This window comes from Microbacterium sp. PRC9 (assembly GCF_031844125.1).
In the GTDB taxonomy this organism is placed as follows: Bacteria; Actinomycetota; Actinomycetes; order Actinomycetales; family Microbacteriaceae; genus Microbacterium.
The window spans coordinates 338,109-355,415 of record NZ_JAUZUR010000006.1 but is presented as its reverse complement, the minus strand read 5'-3'; the positions used below and the strand labels follow the sequence as shown (position 1 = coordinate 355,415).

The window sequence follows — 17,307 nt, the reverse complement described above, 5'->3', positions numbered from 1 at the left end:
CGACCATGGGGGAATGGGGGATGCCGAGACCGACGGCCCGGCAGCGGTCGAGCCGGATATTGTCGCGCCGCGCAAGCGCCGACTCAACGTCTGGGTGATCGTCGCGCTCGCCGCGGCGCTCCTCGCCGGCGCACTGACCGTCGCCTGGCTTCTGCGTCCGCCCGCCACGGAGGCCGCGCCTACGCCGACCCCGACCGCCACCTCCACACCCACCCCGACTCGCACACCCACACCCACGCCGACCCCGACGCCCACCCCCACGGGGTTCGCCGCGAACACGGCGTCGTACGACGTGTCGACCCTGCCGCAGATCAGCGTCTTCGCCGTCATCCCGGCGTTGCCCGTCGATGACGCCGCGTTCACCGCCCCGCTGCCCGCGCACGCGGTCGCAAAGGGCATCGGCGCCCCGGTGTGGGCCGATCCCACCGCCGAGCCGGTGGCGTACCTCCCGCACGAGTTCCCGTACGACGGCACCTCGGTCCCCGTGGTCGAGGAACAGGAGAACTGGGTCAAGGTGCTGCTCACCGGGCGCCAGGCCGTTCCTTCGCAGGGCAACCCGGCGCAGACGGCCGGGTGGATGCGCAAGACCGACGTCGACCTCGCCCCGACCGACACGAGCGTCGTCGTGAGTATCTCGGGCCGCACGATCGACATCGTCCGCGCCGGCGTGCCCGAGCGCATCGCGTCGGACTTCGCGTGGGGCACCGACCGCACGCCGACCCCGCTCGGGCGCACGTTCATCATGACGACCCGCGTGGTGCCCGAGTACGCGTACACGCGCGGCCACCCCATCGTGTACCTGTCGGTGCAGTCGCCGACCCTCGACGGCTTCGGGGGAGCGGATGTCGCGGTCACGGCCTTCCACTACCACGACGACCGCTCCGGACCGATTTCGAACGGATGCCTCCGCGTCGACCCGACCGCGATCACGAAGCTCTCCGAGCTCCCGCTCGGCACCCCGGTCATCGTCAACCCGTAACCCGCTCGCCGCGTCGCGGTGACAGGCCCGCTTCACACGAAGGAGCGGGACACGTCGATGATGCGCCGCAGACACAGCTCGAGCGCCGCGCCGGTCGCGATCTCGGCGCGCGTCCCCGGCCGGGGTGTGCCGAGCGCACGCTGGTAGCCCGCCAGCGCTTCGCCCGCCGCGCGGAGCCGGGCCTGCGCGTCCGCGTCACCGAGCGGCGTCGCCACGAGGTCGGCCGTCCTCCTGATCGCGCCGGCGAGCTCGTCGCGCACCTCCTCTGCGAGCGACGCATCGTCGGCGGCCTGCAGCTCGAGCAGGAGATCGATGAGCTCTTGAGTGAGGAAGGCCGTACGGTCGAGCGCCCTCATGCGGCGCGAGTTCTCCTCGCGCTCGCCCCGGTGACGGCGGCGACGCGGATTCGCCCGAGCGCTCTCGTCCGCTTCGTCGACCTCCGCGGTGACGGTCTCGCGTGTCTCGGCGAGGGTGCGCAGCGCCGACTCGAACCGGTCGGCGCGAATGCGATCCTCGGCCACGGCATCCGCCGCGTCGTCCAGCACCCGGGTGACGGTGTCGCGCAGCGCCGAGAGCCGTTCGCCCGCCCTGCGCAGGTAGAGCGGCGGCACGACGATGAGGTTGACCGCGATACCGACGATCACCCCGAATGCAGTCGTCCCGAGGTACGCGATCGAGAACTCCTCGGGGTCGGTGGCGCCCCCGATGAGGAGCACGAACAGTGCGGCCAGTGGGGCCCAGTCCCCGCCGTCGCCGAGCAGTCGCAGCCCGCCCAGCAGCACGCCGACGCCGATCACCGTGCCCAGCACCACGCCGCCCGGCACGCCGAGACGCAGCGCGACGACGCCCGAGAGCCCCAGCCCGATGCCCACTGCGAGGCCGATCAGCACCTGGAAGCCCACCCTTGCTGAGCGGGCGATCGTCGGGTACATGGTGACGAGCGCGCCGAGCGGCGCGTAGTACGAGTACTGGTCGTCGAGGTAGGGAATGAGCGGCGCGAGGTACCACGCCAGCACGGCCGCGAGCGATGTCTTGATCGCCAGCAGCAGCCTCGGCTGCTGGGCGAGGCGCGCGGTGTACGAGACGGCGCGCCGAAGCCGCGGTGCCTCCTCCGAGCTCATCGGCACCTCCCTCCGTCCGCCAGCCACCATAGACCTCGCACGGTGTTGCGCCATCGGCCTTGCGCGACGCGCATATCGCGTGCGTCGCCCTCTTCGCGAGCCATGGTGGGATGCTGGAATCCGACCCCGCCCCACCCCGGAGGATCCTCATGCAGCAGCGCGCACTCGGCCGCACCGGACGCTCGGTCTCGGCGATCGGCCTCGGCACCTGGCAGCTCGGCGCCGACTGGGGCGCGGTCACCGAGGAGGACGCGACCGCGGTGCTCGCAGCATCCGTCGACGCAGGCGTCACCCTCTTCGACACCGCCGATGTCTACGGCGACGGGCGGAGCGAGTCGATCATCGGCCGGTTCCTCGCCGCCCGGCCCGGCCACGGCATCACGGTCGCGACGAAGATGGGCCGGCGCCTCGCGCAGGAGCCCGAGAACTACTCGCCCGAGAACTTCCGCGCGTGGACAGACCGCTCCCGCGCGAACCTCGGCGTCGACACGCTCGACCTGGTGCAGCTGCACTGCCCGCCGACCGCGGTCATCGAGGACGACGCCACGTTCGACGCCCTCGACGCGCTCGTCGCCGGCGGTGCGATCGCGGCGTACGGCGTCTCGGTCGAGACGACGGCGCAGGCGCTTGCGGCGATCGCCCGCCCGAACGTGACGAACGTGCAGATCATCTTCAACCCGTTCCGCCTCAAGCCGCTCGACGAGGTGCTCCCGGCCGCCGAGGCCGCCGGCGTCGCGATCTTCGCGCGCGTGCCGCTCGCATCGGGCCTGCTGTCGGGCAGGTACACCGCGACCACGACGTTCGCCTCCGACGATCACCGCACGTACAACCGTCACGGCGAGGCGTTCGACCGTGGCGAGACGTTCTCGGGCGTCGACTTCGAGACGGGTGTCGCGGCAGCGGCCGAGCTCGCCGCCGCCCTGCCCGACGGGGTGTCGCTGCCCGCCGCGACCCTCGCGTGGATCGCGTCGCGCCCGGGCGTCACGAGCGTCATCCCCGGCGCGCGCAACGTGCGGCAGGCCGAGTCCAACGCCGCGGCGGCCGCCCTCCTCGAGGGTGGCTTCGACCTTGCCGCGTTCGACCGGGCCGTGCGCGACGTCTACGACCGCGACCTCCGCGCGGCGATCCACCCGAACTGGTGACCCGCAGCCCTTGAATCACGGATGCCTCGGCCCCGCGCAGCGCGCCGGGCCGAGGCATCCGTTTCCGGGGGGTCTTTACGGGGTGGGGTAGTCCACCACGAACTGCGGGGTTCCCGTGTTGGTGCTGTCGGCCTGGCCGCCGACGCCGTTGACGACGTGCTGGACCGTGCCGGCCGACAGGTTCACCGTCATGATGTGGTGCAGCTTCACGCCGGGCGTCGCAGGCACCTCGAACCCGTTGGTCGTGAGGATCGACGGGTTGTTCTGGTTGAACACGTACACGCCGGCGCCGTCGAGCTCGTGGTTCTTGACGTGGTCGGCCACCTTGTAGCCGGGGTATCCGAGCGTGCCGTTCGGCTGTGTCCAGTCGGCCTGCGTGGGCGGGTCGTAGGGCAGCTCGTTCTGGTACAGGATGACGCGGCCGTTCTCGCCGTTCCAGAGCGTGTTGTACGTCTGGAAGTGCTCGACGAACAGACCCGTCGCGGTCACGTCATCACCGTTCACGATGACGCCGTTGGTGCCGGTGTTGGTGTTCCAGCGCTCGGTGTCGCCGTTCACGCCGTTGTTCGGGTCGAAGCCCTCGACGCCGTGGTCGCCGCGCCACACCCAGGTGTGGTCGATGAGCACGTCGTCGGCGTTGACCTCGAGCGCGGTCGTCGTCTTGCCGACGTGCGGGCCGCCGACGCGGAAATACACGTCGCTCAGCGTGATGGGGTCCTGCGCATCGAGCTTCTTGCCGCCGTTTGGGTTGCCGACGCGCAGCAGCACCGGCGACAGCTCGGTGCCCGCGTCGATCGTGACGCCCGCGACGACGATGCCGTCGGCGTCCTTCACCTCGAGCGGCACCGCGCCGTTCACCGCGGTGAGCGTCGCGTGACCGAGGCCGAGCACGACCGTGTTCGCGCGCTTGACCTGGATCGACTGGGCGACGTCGTAGATGCCCGGCGTGAGGATCAGGTTCTGTCCGCGTGCGAGCGCGTTGTTGATGTCCTTGACCGAGTCCGACGGGGTCGCGATGTAGAAATCGGTGATCGGGATGCTGCGCCCCGCGGTCTCACCCGCGCCCCAGCTGATCCCGCTCGTGTCGCGCTGTGCCGCGGGCACGCGCACGTTGTAGCGGCCCTCGTCGTCGACGTACAGGTACGGCTTCTCGCGGCTGACCGGCGTCCGGTCGACCGTCGTGTACGGCGGGTTCGGGAAGCCGGCGTCGTCGGGCGCGCCGACGACTCCCGAGAACACCTGGTTCCAGACGGCGTTCGACCAGCCGGCGACCTCGCTGTTGCGGATCAGCCACTGCTGCTGCGAGCCGTTGATCACGAACGGCAGACGCGAGTCGGCGATGAAGCCGCCGCTGGCGTACTGCGGCCCGGCGGTGCAGTAGTCCATGAGCGACAGGTTGCCGCCCGAGATGTCGAGGCGGCGCATCGAGACCGCCTGCGACACGGCCCAGAACTCGGCGCTGGCGCGGCATCCGTCCTGACCGGCCTTGTCGATGTCGATCGACAGGTTCGAGATCGTGCGCCAGAAGTTCACGAGCGCGAGGCAGTTGCCCGTGCCGCCGTCGGCCAGGCAGCGGTTGTAGACCTCGACGGCGCCGTGGACGGTGACGTCCTCGGGCGACGCGCCGAGCCCGGCGACCTCGGTGTAGTAGCCGACCTTCACCTGCAGCGGGTCGGCGGTCGAGCCGTACTGGCCGGGCAGGAAGTACACCGCCTGACGGGTGGTGCTCATCTCGGCGTCGACCTGCTGCGCGTGCAGCGCGTCGAGGTCGGCCTGGATCTGGTCGACGGGAGTGTCGGGGGAGTAGATCGTGACGTTCGGGCCGAAGTCCGGGTGGAACGGGTCGACCGCGCGCGGCGGCGCCGCCACGGCCGGGGTGGCCAGCAGCGCGCTCGCGACGAGGGCGGTGCCGGTCGCCAGTGCGCCGACGCGTACGGCGCGGGCGCGTCGGCCCGATCGTGCGTCCGGCGCCGCGAGGCGTGAAACGGGGGCGGGCATGGGGAGTCCTCTCCGTTGAGGTAGAGCCGGCGGAATGCCGATTACTTACCGGACTGTAACCAACCGTGGGAGCGGTCTCAAGGGGCAGTTTTCGGCGAGCGCTTGCTGAGTCGTTTCAGAAGTCGAGGCGCATCACGAGGCGTCGCTTCGTCGGATGCGTGACCTCTCGGAAACCCGCGGCGAGGAACGGCCCGGCCGGCCCGACGCTGAGTTCGTCCCAGATGACCTTCTTGCCGCCGGTCAGCATCGGATACCCCTCGACCGCCGACGCGCCGCGTGCGCGGGCGTGCTCGGCCGCGGCCGCGATGAGTGGGTACGTCAGTCCTTCGCCTCGGTGGCCCTTGCGCACGACGACGCACGCGATCGCCCAGACCGACTCGTCGTCGGGGTCTTCGTCGCGCCCCTGCCACGGTACGGGCGAGCCGCGGACCCGCCCGAAGACTCCTCGCCGGTCGACCGCGCACCAGGCGACGGGCTCGTCGCCGTCGTAGGCGACGATGCCGATCGTCTCGGTCGCGCGCGGGTCGTCGCAGTGCGCCTCGGCGCGCAGGATCGCGGCACGTTCCGACTCGGGCATGCGCCACCAGTCGTGGTCGCCGAGCCGCTGGCGCTGGCATTGGCACCGCCCCGCGGCGCCCGTGAGGATGGCCTGCAGGTCGTCCCACGAGGCCTCGTTCGCCGGAACGAAGCGCAGTCCGTTCATGTGGGCAGGGTATCGCCGTCGGCCGACACGCCGGGAGTATCGTGTGGCTTGTGACCCTCGCCCCTCGCGTCGCCGTGGTCATTCCGTGCCGGAATGACGCGGGTTATCTCGACGCGTGCCTGGCCGCACTGGCCGCGCAGACGCATCGGCCCGACGTCGTGATCGTCGTCGACAACGCCAGCACGGATGCCTCCGCCGCCGTCGCTCATGCGTACGACGCCGTGCTGGAATATGAGCCGTCGATCGGCATCTGGCCGGCCGTGTCTCGAGGCTACGACGCGGCGCTCGAACACGCCGATATCATCGCCCGGCTGGACGCGGACTCGAGGCCGCACCCGGATTGGATCGCGCGACTCGTGCGCGCCTTCGTCGCGGACCCCACCCTGGGGGTGCTGACCGGCGGCGCCGAGTTCTACGGCGGAACACCGATCCAGAACTACCTCGGCGAGCGCTGGTACATCGGCGGCGGGCACTACTGGATCAAGAAGTGGCTCGGCATCCCGCTCGTGTTCGGATCGAACTTTGCGATGCGCACGCGGGTATGGGAGCGCGTGCGCGATCAGGTCGACCGCGGCAACGCGCGCATCCACGACGACCTCGACCTGACGATCCGGCTGCGCTCGTCCGACGGCGTCCGCTACGACCCGCAGCTGCGCATGCCCGTGTCAGCACGTCCGGTGCAGACCGTGTCCGGTCTGTCGCGGCGGGTGTTCCGTGTCGCGTCGACGTTCGCCGCGAGCTGGCCCGAAGGCGCCCGGTGGCACCGCTCCGAGCCGTCGCGGGTGGCGTCCTCCTCGGGCGAATGGATGCCCGACGGCGATGACTGGGCGCCCGAGTACGGGCGCTGACGGGTCAGCTGCCGAGAGCCGGGGCCGTCAGGTAAACGTAAGCCGCGAGCACAAGGACGTTCACGCCGACCGTGCCCCAGAACGCACGCCGGAACGACCGCTTGCGGGTCTTGTGGCGGAACACCTGCTGCGCCACGAGCGCGCCCGGCCAGCCGCCGATGAGCCCGAGGATGAGCAGCGTCTGCTCCGAGATGCGGTTCGCCTGGCGGCGCGCGGCCGCCTTGTCGATGCCGTAGGCCGCGAACGCGACGACGCTCGCGGCGCCGTAGAGCGCTGGTACCCACCATGCGAGCTGGAACACGAAGTACGCACCCGCGAAGGCGCCGGCGAAGGCGATCAGCGTGATCCAGCTGAGCGCTGCGGGGAGCGGCTTCGAGAGGTCGCGCCCCGGGCGCTCCGGCGTGGCAAGGGGAGCGCGTGGTCGCGGGTTGGGCATGCGCTCGATCCTATGGGGGAGGGTCGGCGTACGGTGTCAGCATGCATGAGCTCACCGAAGAGGCGCTGGTCGCAGCATCCGTCGATGTCGTGTGGCGGGAATTCACGGTCGCGGGTCGCCTCGCCGAATGGTTCTGGCCTCCGCGCTTCGAGACCACCGCGGTCGTCGAGCTGCGCGAGCTCGGCCGCTGGGAGGCGCGGTCGGTGCCCGTCGACATGGCGGTCGAGGGCACGGTGCTCACGTTCGAGGCGCCGCGCGCGCTGCGGCTCGGGTGGAAGTGGGCGGGGGAGGAGCACACCACCGACGTCGAGGTCGAGCTGCAGTCCGCGGCGGATGCTGCGACCCGCGTGATCGTCAGGCACTCCGGTTTCGCGACCGCCGAGGAGCGTGACAACCACATCGACGGGTGGTCGAGCTGCCTGCAGCGACTGGTGGATCGCCACGGCGGCGCGCCGGGCGAGCACCTCTGAGGAGGTCTCAGGCGCCGCACGACCCCTCGCGGTCGCCGCGCGCAGCGGCGATCAGCACGGCATCGAGCTCAGGCCCCGTGCAGTCGTGGCCGGCGTTCGGAATCTCGACGAGGCGCGCGTCGGGGAGCGCATCGACCAGCGCGAGTGCGGCCTCGCGGGGACTCCGCGCGTCCTGCGCCCCGCGCACGATCAGCGTGGGCGTGCGGATCGACGGGAGCGCGGGGCGCAGGTCCTGCGACATCACGTCGAGCAGCGCCGTCGTCGTCGCCGGCCGCCAGTCGTCGAGGAGTGCTCGCGCGCGAGCGCGTCGGGAGGGATCGGTGCCTGGTGCGAAGACCGAGTCGAGGAAGCCGTCGGCCCACTCGTCGACAGGATGCTCGACGGTGAACCGCGCCGCTTCGAGTCGCTGCGCGAGCGCGTCGGCGTCGAGCGATCCACCCCAGCCCGCGTAGGCGCCGACCAGCACGAGGCTGCCGACCGCGTCCGGGTGATCGCGCGCGAGCAGGAGCGCCAGCACCGATCCCATCGAGAAGCCGGCGACGCACGGGGATGTCAGTCCGAGCGCGGTGAGGAACGAGGCGGCGGCGTCGGCCCAGTCGCGGTCAGTCCACCCGGCGGGCACGCCGTCCGAGCCGCCGCAACCGGGAGCGTCCCACGCGATCACCTCGATGTGAGGGCTGAGGCGATCGAACTCGTCGCTCCAGATCCGCGAGTCCTCGAGGGCGCCGTGCATCAGCACCAGCGGCGCGCCGCTGCCCTCTCGCCGGTACGCGATGCGGATCCCACCGGCCACGATGGCGGCCATGCCCGCAGTGTACGCTCGGCGCGTCGGAGCCGCTCGCTACCCTCGTGTTCGTGATCATCGAGTTCGACGGGGATGTGTTCCGCTGGGAGGCGCGCGAGGATTCGGCGTGGTTCTTCACGTCGGTGCCGCCCGAGCTGAGCGAGGAGATCCGCGAGATCCCGCGCCCGTACCGCGGATTCGGCTCGGTGCGCGTGCGGGCGAACATCGGTGGCAGCGAGTGGACGACGTCGATCTTCCCCTCGTCGGACGGCTCGTACGTGCTGCCGCTGAAGAAGGCCGTGCGCGATGCCGAAGGACTGGTCGACGGCGGACCGGTGACCGTGCGCCTCGAGGTGCTCGACGGCTGAGGCGGCTACTTCGCCGGTGCGAGCATGCGTCGCTGAATCCGCCGGTCGAGATCGTCGAGCTCGCCGATGACGTCGTTCGCCGCCCACACGCGGTCGCGCTTGCGTCCGGTGATCTCGGTGATCACGCCCGCGTGGGTGAGCCGGTCGAGTGCGGCGTAGGCGGTCGCCGGGGTGCTTCCGATCGCTGTGATCGCGTCCTCGCCCGACATCACGGGGTCGTCGAGGAGGGCGGTGAGGAGTCGATCGGTGGCGGAGCCGTCGGTCGCGTCGACGAGCGACCGCCACTCGGCGGGGAGTTCGCGCAGTGCGTCGATCGACGTTCGCGACTCGACGGCCGCCGCGACGGCCGCACGCACCATGATCGCGATGATGGTGGTGGGGTCGCCCTCGCGGTACGCCGTGAGCGAAGAGAAGTAGTCGTCTCGCACCGCGAGCAGGCCGCTCGCGAGCGGCATGACGGCGGTCTTCGTGACCCCGCGCCGGCGCAGGATCGCGCTCACGAGTGCCCGTCCGATACGGCCGTTGCCGTCGGTGAACGGGTGGATGGATTCGAACTGCGCGTGCGCGATCGCCACCTGCGCGAACACGGGAACGTCGTCGCGGTCCGCCCACTCGATGAGGTCGTCGAGCAGCGGTGCCACGACGTCGGGAGGTGGCGGCACGTACAGCGCGTTGCGCGGACTGTGGTCGCTGCCGCCGATCCAGTTCTGCACGTCGCGCAGCCGCCCGGCGTAGTGCGCCTCGGCGGAGTCGTCGGCCATCAGGGTGCGATGGGCGGCGAGCAGATCCTCGACGGTGATCGTCCCCGCATCGCCGGCTCGGTCGACGAGGCGGTGGAGCGCGGCGGAGGCCGCGACCATGCTGGTCGCGCTGCTGTTCGCTCGGCTTCCTGCGAGCGCACGTGCGTAGTCGGCGGCAGTCGCCGAGATGCGCTCGATCTTGGAGGAGGCCACCGACTCGGTGCGGAGCATGAAGCGCCCGAGCGTGCGCGACTGCGCTCGTGCCTCGGCGTCGGTCGTCGCCACCTCGACGAGCGCTCGCTCCGCGGCGGCGGTCAGTTCGGGGCCCGGCGTGTAGGTCAGGTGCGCTATGCGCGGAGGAATCGACACGGCGACGGAGCGCAGCATCCGATCTTCCCGACTGCCGCCACGGATCGACTGGCGCCAGTCCCGCATCTCGGTGGTGTGGGCGCGCCAGACCGAAGCGTCGGGAAGTGAAACAGGGGCGCTCACTGTTTCAGTTTAGCGGTGGAGATTGAAATAAGGCGCGGCTTTGCTGTGGTGCTCCGGGTCACGCGGCTCCGGTATGTTTGCGCTCGAGAATCATTCTGCTGGGGAGCATGATGTCGGACGGGTCTCAGGGGGGACCGCCGCCCGGTTGGTACGAGGACGCTTCGCGTGCTGACCGCCTGCGGTGGTGGAACGGCGCTGCGTGGACGGAGGACTACCGTCCGGTGGCGACCGATGCTGCCGCCACGGTGTCGATGGACGTCGTCGGTGACGCCGGGTCGGGGGCGGTTGCGCCGCTGAGTCGCGCACAGTTGCGTGCGCGGCGCACGGCCGATTCGGATGCTGTGGGTTCGACGGCTGCGGCAGGCGAAGGGTCGGGGGTGCCCGGCGCGGCGGTGGGGTCGCCCGCGCCGCCGTCGGTCGCCGAGGAGTCGCATGCCGCCGCGGTGTGGCCGGCTCCGTCGTCGCTGGGCGAGGAGTCGTTCGTGCCTTTGGATGCGGAGGTCGTGTTCGAGGCATCTGCCCCTGTCGTCGTCGAGCACGAAGAACCCCATGCCGCCGCGGTGTGGCCGGCCCCGTCGTCGCTGGCTGAGCCCGCGGAGACCCGGGACGAGGCATCCGTCGATGCGCCGTCGGCTATGCCGGAACCCGAAGTCCCGGCGTCCGCGCCGAATCCGCAGGTCGCGCCGGGTCCTCGTCCGCCGGCGTCGCGCGAGGTCTCGACGAACGGCTCCCGGGCTGCGAAGGGCGAGCCCTTTCCCGACCAGCTCGCGCCCCGGCGTCCGGCGCCGGTCGACGATCGTCTGCCCACGCCGATCGTGTACCAGCCGGTGTCGAGTTCGTACGTGGGGGAGATGCGGCCGCCGCTGCCCGAGGCTGCGCCGGCGAACGTTCCGGCGCGCGCGTCGATCGTGCTGATGGCGGTGGCTGCGCTCGGGGGTCTGGCGGTCGTGTTCTGGCTCGGTGGCTGGAACGAGTCGGTCGCCGGCCTGGTCAGTCTGGTCAGTGTGGCGTTCGCAGCCGGCGCGTTCTTCCTCGCGATCGGCGGGCTGATCGTCGCGACGCAACGCCGGACGAGCAGGCTTCTGTCGGGCATCGCGATCGTGGTGTCGATCGGGTTGGCGGCGTGGCTGGCGATCGTCGCGACGCAGCAGGCGCTCGCGATCCTGAACTGAGCGGGCAGGCGGAACTCAGAAGGGTGGCGGATCGACCGGCACAGTCAGCGAGGTCGGCGAGACCCACCATTTCGCGCCGGTGGTTTCGTCGCGGTAGAGCACCCATTTGCTCTTGGTCTTGATCACGTGATGTCGTTCGCATAACGGACTGAGGTTCGTGTCGGCGGTCTTCCCGCCGTACTGCCAGTCGATCCGGTGGTCGATGTCGCAATCGCGGGCGGATCTCGTGCATCCGGGGCCGGTGCAGACCTGGTCGCGAACCCCGAGCCACCGACTCAGCGCCTTCGGAACCCGGTACGTGGTGCGGTCGACGTCGAGGACGGTGCCGGTGACCGGGTGGGTGAGGATGCGGACCCAGCTGGACGCCTCGCCTGCGAGTCGCCGCGCGGTCTCTGTGTCGATCGGGCCGTAGCCGTCGAGCGTGGCGGGCTCGTCGTCCTGGCCGAGGAGCGTCATGACGGGCACAGTGATCGCGACGGAGGCGCGGGATCGCCAGGTGCCGGATCCCGCGGCCTGGGCGGCACCAGCTGCGCCCGCGGCGAGCACGTCGAGCACGATGTCGGCCCGGAGCTGGGCCAGCGTGCGCTCCTCACCGTCGTGCGCACGCAGATGCCGCGCGTGCGCGTCCGCGTGCCGATACGTGGCCAGTACCTTGTCGGCCGGGCCGAAGACGGTGAGCGAAGCCATCCCGTCGGCCTCGGCCTGGAACCACACGTTCCGATCGTCCATCGCCCGCGTGTGCCGCTCGTCGATGTGCTCGGGGTGCACTCGTTCGCGCACGACTCGAGCGCGCGTGCGGAACTTTCCGGGAGTGAGAGTCGTCGCGGATCCCCGGAGCAGCTCGTCGAACTTCGCCCAGGCCCCTCTGTCGCGGGCCGGGAGTGTGCCGGCCTGCTGCGCCGCGGCCGTCGCGTTCTGAGTAGGAACCCGTCCGGCCCGGAACGCTTCCCAGATGTTCGGGCACCGCTCGCGCAGGGTGTCAGCGTGCGCGGCGCGCGTGCTCACCATCATTTCGGACATGCCCAACCGCACAGCGAGGTCCAGCGTCGCGGCGCGCACGGCGATGTTCCGCCGCTCCGCACGGACCGCCGCTGCCGAACGCCCCTGCGGATCGAGCCACGCTGGATCGAGAGTCGGATCAGGCCCGACCCACGGATCGGGGCAGGCCGCAGCATCCCGCAGGATGTCCGCGATGCCGGCGTACTCGTCGGCAACCAGCATGCGCGCTCGGGCGCTGATGCCCTCGAGTTTGTTGACGGCGGCCTCGTGCGCGGCGCCACTCGCTTCGAGCTGCGCGAGCTCGATAGGCGGAACCACCTCGCCTGGGTCGAGCACGTCCCATGGGTCGAGGAAGAGCTCGGGATCACCATTGATCCGCGAGTCGAGGTCGACCTCCATAGGAGAAATATTCATGCATAGAGACTACGGATAGCCTCCGACATTCGATCAAAATGTCTAAAGGGTGAGCTTGCTCGAGCGGGCCGGGTAGACGGCGACTCCCCGCCCGAGGATGCGTCCAGACACGGGGTGCAGCGCGAGCTGGGTGAGCAAGGCATCCCACAGTCCCTGCAGGTCGGCGACGGGCTCGCCGGTCTCGAAGAGACGCGTCACGAGGAACGAGGTGATGTCGGCGAGCTGGATGATCTCGCGGTCCCAGGTGCTGAGTTCGGTGTCGACCCAGAGCGGCTTGTCGAGCACGAGGTCGTACCTGGGCGCCTGGGTGAGGTGCGCCGACAGCATCGCGCGGATCTCATCGATGCCGCTGCTCCGGAAGAACAGCTCGTGCTCTGACCTGCACCAGGTGTTCAGGGCTGAGCCTTTCCTGAGGCAACCCAGCATGCGTATGCATTGACTTCTGTGGGCTGTATCTCGGATGCTTCTATGCGGGAGGGGATTCACGCACAGCGCGTGTGTCTCAAACCCAGCTCTAACGGAGTCTGGGACGTGTTACTGGGGTTATTTGAGACCGACGCGCTTTGGCGCGCGTCGGTCGGTTAGAGCTGACCTTTCAACTCACACTGGGGAGAGACGCGCCATGCGTGCATTTATCAAGAACTACCTCGAGGCCGAGAAGGCTCGCCGCGAGGAGGAGGGCGAGAAGGGCTTCTCGCTCATCGAGCTCATCGTCGTCGTCGTGATTCTCGGCATCCTGGTCGCGATCGCGATCCCGATCTTCGCGGGCCTGCAGGCGTCAGCTCAGGAGAACGCGCTGAAGGCTGCCGCCTCTGATGGTGCCACTGCGGTCGCGGCGCAGATTGCGAACGCGCCCGCTACGGCAACTGCGCTGGCGACGGCTATCACTGCGGAGCTCACCGAGCTCTCGCAGGGTGACTTTGTGGTGACCATCGATGCTTCGGACAGCCACACGACTGACGGGCTCGAGGGAATCTGCGTTCGCGCGGCGCTCGACAGCGACGCTACCAACTTCGAAACGGCGGGGCCGGGCTGCTGACGGTCGTTCCCTCACTCACGAGGGCTGGGGAGTGGATCCTCGGCCCTCGTGGCATCATTAAATCGGGGATTCTGCCACTTGGGGAGGTGGGCGGATGATAAGGGTTCGTAGCGCCGACGCTTCGGGATTCAGCCTTATCGAAGTAGTGATTGCAATGGTGATCCTGGGATTCATCGCTATCGCTTTGCTCCCGGTGCTCATCAGCGGCATCCGCTACTCGACTGAACAGGCAGATGTTGCCTCAGCCACGCGGGAGCTGAACGGGATGGTTGAAAGGGCCCGGGCGACCCCGACGTGCGGAACCCTCACGTCGGTTGCTGCACCCACGAAGTTCCTTGAGGGGACCGTCGTCACCACGGGCCGCTATGACTACGAGTCAAAGGACGCTGGGTTCTTGTGCGTCGCGGGAGGACTAAATCATCTAGAGCTAACGGCCACCACCCCATCAGGCAAGGTGCTGATGACTGTCGCTGCAGAGATCAATGTAGGTACCTGACCAATGGATGACCCGACCACATCCCAGTCCGACGCGGGAATGACGCTCATTGAGTTGATCGTAGGCCTCGTGGTGTCGGTCCTAGTGCTCAGCGGCATTGCTAGTGTCCTCATCAACGCCTTTTTGACCCAGAGTGCTGTGCTTTCAACATCCGAAGCCACTAACCGAGGACAGCTGGTCGGCTCTGCTGTCGAGAAGGCGATGCGAAACGCCGTGTACTCGACGGTGACCGCTGGGGGCACGGTACTTCTTGTGGAGACGACGTTCGACTCTCCGGGAGACGCTCGGCATTGCCAAGCCTTTCGGCTCGCCGACAAGACGGCCCAGATGGCGTCCTCTGCGACCGACATCACCGTGCCGGTGTGGGGCACCTGGCTCCAAGATGAGGCAGGCCGCCAGTGGAGTGCGCTGGTCCGACAGAACGGCTCCACCCCGTTCTTTGCGCAGACGAACCCCTCGCAGCCGAATGGTGGGGTGCGTTACGTATTCGACATCGAGACCGATTCGGCGCCGGTCGTGTTTCGGGGTGAGATCCACCCCGAGTGGCAGCCGGCCGCCGGAAAGGACGCAACATGTTGGTGACAAGGATTCGCCACCTGATCCGCCGTTCCGGAGATGAAGGCGCAGTGCTGGCCACGGTCGTGGTCGTCATGCTGGTCGGGTTCGTCATCGCCACGATGATCGCCGCCTCCGTTCTGTTCACGATCCAGTCGAATGTCGGCAATAAGGACCGGACGCAGGCATTCATCGCGGCCGAGTCCGGCCGCGACGTCGCGTTGAACTCGATCAGGTCCAAGATCGGCGAAGACGGCGTGGACTGTGCCGCCAACCCATTCGCGTTGACGGGGTCGGGGAGCAATCCCAACTTCGACTATCAGATCCGTATCTCGGACGACATCGACCGCCCGACGGTGAATGCGGGTTCGTGGATCAGCGGGTGCCCAAGCGACGCCACGAAGTGGGTCAAGATCACCTCGACGGGCTGGCAGGTGGCTTCGGCCAAGACGACCGTGGACGCGGTGTATCCGTGGTTCCATGGTCCGGCGACCACACCATCGGGTACGGTTGCTTTCTTCGAAGGCCAGTTCACCGCGACGAAGTCCACGTATACAGGTGACCTCGTCATCCGAGACGGAGACTATTCGTGCAACAACGGTGCATCCGGCGGCATCCAAGGCGATCTCTGGGTGCTTCGAGGCAAGCTGACGATCACCGATACCTGCATCGTGACAGGCAGCGTGTACGTCCGCGACGGCATCAGCGTCGCCAACAAGCAGCTCCGTGTCGGCGGTGACCTCGTATCGCTCACGGGGAAGATCAATCTCAACGCCAACGGAGCCGAGGTCGGCGGGAGCGTCTACGCCGCCAGCGACATCGACACGAAGACCGGGTCTGGAGTCGTCAAAGGGGCGTTCAAGACACCGGGAAGCATGGTGGGCCACGACCCGACCAAGTGGACGAACGGCGCTACTCCCCCCGCAGCGGTGCCGATCGACGACAGCGCGCCGACACCCGTCATCTCTCCGACGCTAGCGCAGGTGTACGACGCCACGAGCTGGATCGAATTGACGAAGGACACCACCTGGAGCAACGCCGGCCTGCCCGCGTATGCGCCGGCACCCGGGACCGTATGCACGACAGCACAGATCCAGGCGGTCATGAGCACCGCCGGGGTGCGTGCGGTGATAGACATGACCGGTTGCCCGCTCAAGGGGAGCGCGATTGAGGTGAGGCCCGACAACGTCGCCGTGATGCGGGACGTGATGATCCTGGTGCCCGCGAACGAGAAAATGGATCTGGTGCTCGACGGTACGATCTCAAGGCCTGGTGGTACGACGCTCGACAACAGCCCTCAACTGTTCATCGTCCACTTGGATCCCAACGGCAGCGACGGGCGTCCTCCTACCTGCTCCAGCTCAGCGCTCGATTCGTTCAGCGCGAAAGGCCCGACCAATGTCCGCACGCTGATCTACAGTGCCTGCGGCATTGGAAGCACCATGGCGCTCACGATGGCGGGTCAGCTGTATATGGGCAGTGACGGCCTCCACCTCAACGGTGGTGTCTTCACCTGCAAGCCGATGTCGTGGAAGCCGACGCTTCCCACCATCACGTGCGGTGTCAAGGGCGAGGGCAGCATTTTCGACCCTGGCAACACCGTCACCCGCCTCGATGACTTGACCTACCAGTCTGAGCAGTAGCGGATGAATCTCTCTGCCACCGTCCTCATCGTCTTCGCCGGGGTGCTCGGCCTCCTGATCGGGTCGTTCCTCAACGTCGTCGCCTACCGGGTGCCGGCGAAGATCTCGCTGCTGCGCGAGAGCCGGTGCCCGCATTGCGACGCGGCGATCAAGCCCTGGCATAACGTGCCGGTGCTCGGGTGGATCGCGCTCCGAGGCAAGTGCGCGAACTGCAAGGCGCCGATCTCGGCGCGGTACCCGATCGTCGAGGCAGTTACAGGCGTCGCGTTCGCCGTCGTGATGTGGTGGGCAACGGTGGTATACGAGGGACTTCTCGGCATGAACCTGCCGGTGTACCTGCTCCTGCCGGCTGTGGACGGCATCGTCCGTCCCGCCGACCTCTGGGCGCTCGGTCTTGTAGTCGTCGCCTACCTGTACTTCGCGGCGATCTCGATCGTGCTCACGCTGATCGACCTCGACACCCACCGTCTCCCGAACAGCATCGTTCTGCCGAGCTACCTCGTGGCCGGCCTCCTCTTCGCCGTCGCCGCCTGGCTGACGGGCGAGTGGGGACTGCTGCTCGGCGCCGGTGTCGGCATGGTTCTGCTGTACCTCTTCTACTTCCTGCTGCGCGCTGCACGACCCGGCGGCATGGGCGGGGGAGACGTCAAGCTCGCTGGGGTCATCGGCATCTACCTCGGCTGGCTCGGATGGGGCGCGCTCGCTGTGGGGGCGTTCGCGGCCTTCTTGTATGGGGGAGTGTTCGGTATCGCGCTCATGCTGTTGCGCCGAGCCGGGCGCAAGACCGCCATTCCGTTCGGACCCTGGATGATCCTCGGGGCCTGGACAGGTGTTTTCGCCGGCGAAGCAGTCGGCAAGTGGTACGTGGATCTCTTCGTCGGCGCCTGACGCCGACGGTCTTTGGGGAA

Annotated in this window: 19 protein-coding genes; 11 read left to right on the top strand and 8 right to left on the bottom strand. The window is 68.8% G+C overall.

The annotated features are described in order from the left end of the window. Nucleotides 1-13: 13 nt before the first annotated feature. The gene (locus tag Q9R33_RS15550; protein ID WP_311294318.1) at nucleotides 14-979 is read left to right on the top strand and encodes a L,D-transpeptidase; all 966 of its coding nucleotides are present in this window, start codon (nucleotides 14-16) and stop codon (nucleotides 977-979) included. 32 nt (nucleotides 980-1,011) lie between these two features. On the opposite strand, the gene Q9R33_RS15545 is transcribed toward Q9R33_RS15550, so the two are convergent. Continuing rightward, nucleotides 1,012-2,100, bottom strand: coding sequence for an FUSC family protein (locus Q9R33_RS15545; protein WP_310249488.1), 1,089 nt, complete (start codon nucleotides 2,098-2,100; stop codon nucleotides 1,012-1,014). 149 nt (nucleotides 2,101-2,249) lie between these two features. Between Q9R33_RS15545 and Q9R33_RS15540 the strand changes: the two genes are divergently transcribed. Beyond that, a complete protein-coding gene (locus tag Q9R33_RS15540; protein ID WP_311294317.1) occupies nucleotides 2,250-3,242 on the top strand; it encodes an aldo/keto reductase in 993 nt (330 codons plus the stop codon). A gap of 75 nt (nucleotides 3,243-3,317) precedes the next feature. Here Q9R33_RS15540 and Q9R33_RS15535 read toward each other — a convergent pair whose 3' ends face one another. After that, the gene (locus tag Q9R33_RS15535; RefSeq protein ID WP_311294316.1) at nucleotides 3,318-5,240 is read right to left on the bottom strand and encodes a glycosyl hydrolase family 28-related protein; all 1,923 of its coding nucleotides are present in this window, start codon (nucleotides 5,238-5,240) and stop codon (nucleotides 3,318-3,320) included. A gap of 115 nt (nucleotides 5,241-5,355) precedes the next feature. Continuing rightward, a complete protein-coding gene (locus Q9R33_RS15530) occupies nucleotides 5,356-5,943 on the bottom strand; it encodes a GNAT family N-acetyltransferase (protein WP_311294315.1) in 588 nt (195 codons plus the stop codon). Between the two features lie 50 nt (nucleotides 5,944-5,993). Here Q9R33_RS15530 and Q9R33_RS15525 point away from each other — a divergent pair, with 50 nt between their 5' ends. Next, entirely contained in the window at nucleotides 5,994-6,791 is a 798-nt protein-coding gene (locus Q9R33_RS15525; protein ID WP_311294314.1) for a glycosyltransferase family 2 protein, read from the top strand. A 4-nt stretch (nucleotides 6,792-6,795) separates the two neighbouring features. Here the strand turns inward: Q9R33_RS15525 and Q9R33_RS15520 are convergent, their stop codons facing one another. Further along, nucleotides 6,796-7,227, bottom strand: coding sequence for a DUF1294 domain-containing protein (locus Q9R33_RS15520; RefSeq protein ID WP_311294313.1), 432 nt, complete (start codon nucleotides 7,225-7,227; stop codon nucleotides 6,796-6,798). A gap of 41 nt (nucleotides 7,228-7,268) precedes the next feature. On the opposite strand from Q9R33_RS15520, the gene Q9R33_RS15515 reads away from it, so the two are divergent. After that, nucleotides 7,269-7,697: an SRPBCC domain-containing protein gene (locus tag Q9R33_RS15515; protein ID WP_311294312.1), complete on the top strand. Its 429-nt coding sequence runs from the start codon at nucleotides 7,269-7,271 to the stop codon at nucleotides 7,695-7,697. A 7-nt stretch (nucleotides 7,698-7,704) separates the two neighbouring features. Here Q9R33_RS15515 and Q9R33_RS15510 read toward each other — a convergent pair whose 3' ends face one another. Further along, entirely contained in the window at nucleotides 7,705-8,502 is a 798-nt protein-coding gene (locus tag Q9R33_RS15510; RefSeq protein WP_311294311.1) for an alpha/beta hydrolase, read from the bottom strand. 50 nt (nucleotides 8,503-8,552) lie between these two features. Here Q9R33_RS15510 and Q9R33_RS15505 point away from each other — a divergent pair, with 50 nt between their 5' ends. Next, nucleotides 8,553-8,849: a DUF1905 domain-containing protein gene (locus Q9R33_RS15505; RefSeq protein WP_056368193.1), complete on the top strand. Its 297-nt coding sequence runs from the start codon at nucleotides 8,553-8,555 to the stop codon at nucleotides 8,847-8,849. Between the two features lie 5 nt (nucleotides 8,850-8,854). Here the strand turns inward: Q9R33_RS15505 and Q9R33_RS15500 are convergent, their stop codons facing one another. Beyond that, on the bottom strand, nucleotides 8,855-10,081 hold the full coding sequence (locus Q9R33_RS15500) for a Fic family protein (RefSeq protein WP_311294310.1): 1,227 nt from the start codon (nucleotides 10,079-10,081) through the stop codon (nucleotides 8,855-8,857). A 107-nt stretch (nucleotides 10,082-10,188) separates the two neighbouring features. Here Q9R33_RS15500 and Q9R33_RS15495 point away from each other — a divergent pair, with 107 nt between their 5' ends. Then, nucleotides 10,189-11,253, top strand: coding sequence for a DUF2510 domain-containing protein (locus Q9R33_RS15495; RefSeq protein WP_311294309.1), 1,065 nt, complete (start codon nucleotides 10,189-10,191; stop codon nucleotides 11,251-11,253). Between the two features lie 15 nt (nucleotides 11,254-11,268). Here the strand turns inward: Q9R33_RS15495 and Q9R33_RS15490 are convergent, their stop codons facing one another. Both Q9R33_RS15490 and Q9R33_RS15485 read right to left on the bottom strand, forming a co-directional pair. Beyond that, the gene (locus Q9R33_RS15490; RefSeq protein WP_311294308.1) at nucleotides 11,269-12,666 is read right to left on the bottom strand and encodes a DUF222 domain-containing protein; all 1,398 of its coding nucleotides are present in this window, start codon (nucleotides 12,664-12,666) and stop codon (nucleotides 11,269-11,271) included. Between the two features lie 42 nt (nucleotides 12,667-12,708). After that, nucleotides 12,709-12,993: a hypothetical protein gene (locus Q9R33_RS15485; protein WP_311294307.1), complete on the bottom strand. Its 285-nt coding sequence runs from the start codon at nucleotides 12,991-12,993 to the stop codon at nucleotides 12,709-12,711. 295 nt (nucleotides 12,994-13,288) lie between these two features. Here Q9R33_RS15485 and Q9R33_RS15480 point away from each other — a divergent pair, with 295 nt between their 5' ends. From Q9R33_RS15480 to Q9R33_RS15460, 5 genes are all read left to right on the top strand, one after another. Then, nucleotides 13,289-13,705, top strand: a complete 417-nt coding sequence (locus tag Q9R33_RS15480) for a prepilin-type N-terminal cleavage/methylation domain-containing protein (RefSeq protein WP_311294306.1) — start codon at nucleotides 13,289-13,291, stop codon at nucleotides 13,703-13,705. A gap of 94 nt (nucleotides 13,706-13,799) precedes the next feature. After that, entirely contained in the window at nucleotides 13,800-14,201 is a 402-nt protein-coding gene (locus tag Q9R33_RS15475; protein WP_311294305.1) for a prepilin-type N-terminal cleavage/methylation domain-containing protein, read from the top strand. Between the two features lie 3 nt (nucleotides 14,202-14,204). Then, nucleotides 14,205-14,783 carry a hypothetical protein gene (locus Q9R33_RS15470; protein WP_311294304.1) on the top strand — a complete coding sequence of 193 codons (579 nt, stop codon included), beginning with the start codon at nucleotides 14,205-14,207 and terminating at the stop codon, nucleotides 14,781-14,783. Further along, complete coding sequence (locus Q9R33_RS15465; RefSeq protein ID WP_311294303.1) at nucleotides 14,774-16,399, top strand: hypothetical protein; 1,626 nt, start codon at nucleotides 14,774-14,776, stop codon at nucleotides 16,397-16,399. The genes Q9R33_RS15470 and Q9R33_RS15465 overlap by 10 nt, the downstream gene beginning before the upstream one ends. 3 nt (nucleotides 16,400-16,402) lie before the next feature. Beyond that, a complete protein-coding gene (locus tag Q9R33_RS15460) occupies nucleotides 16,403-17,287 on the top strand; it encodes a prepilin peptidase (RefSeq protein ID WP_311294302.1) in 885 nt (294 codons plus the stop codon). Nucleotides 17,288-17,307: the final 20 nt, after the last annotated feature.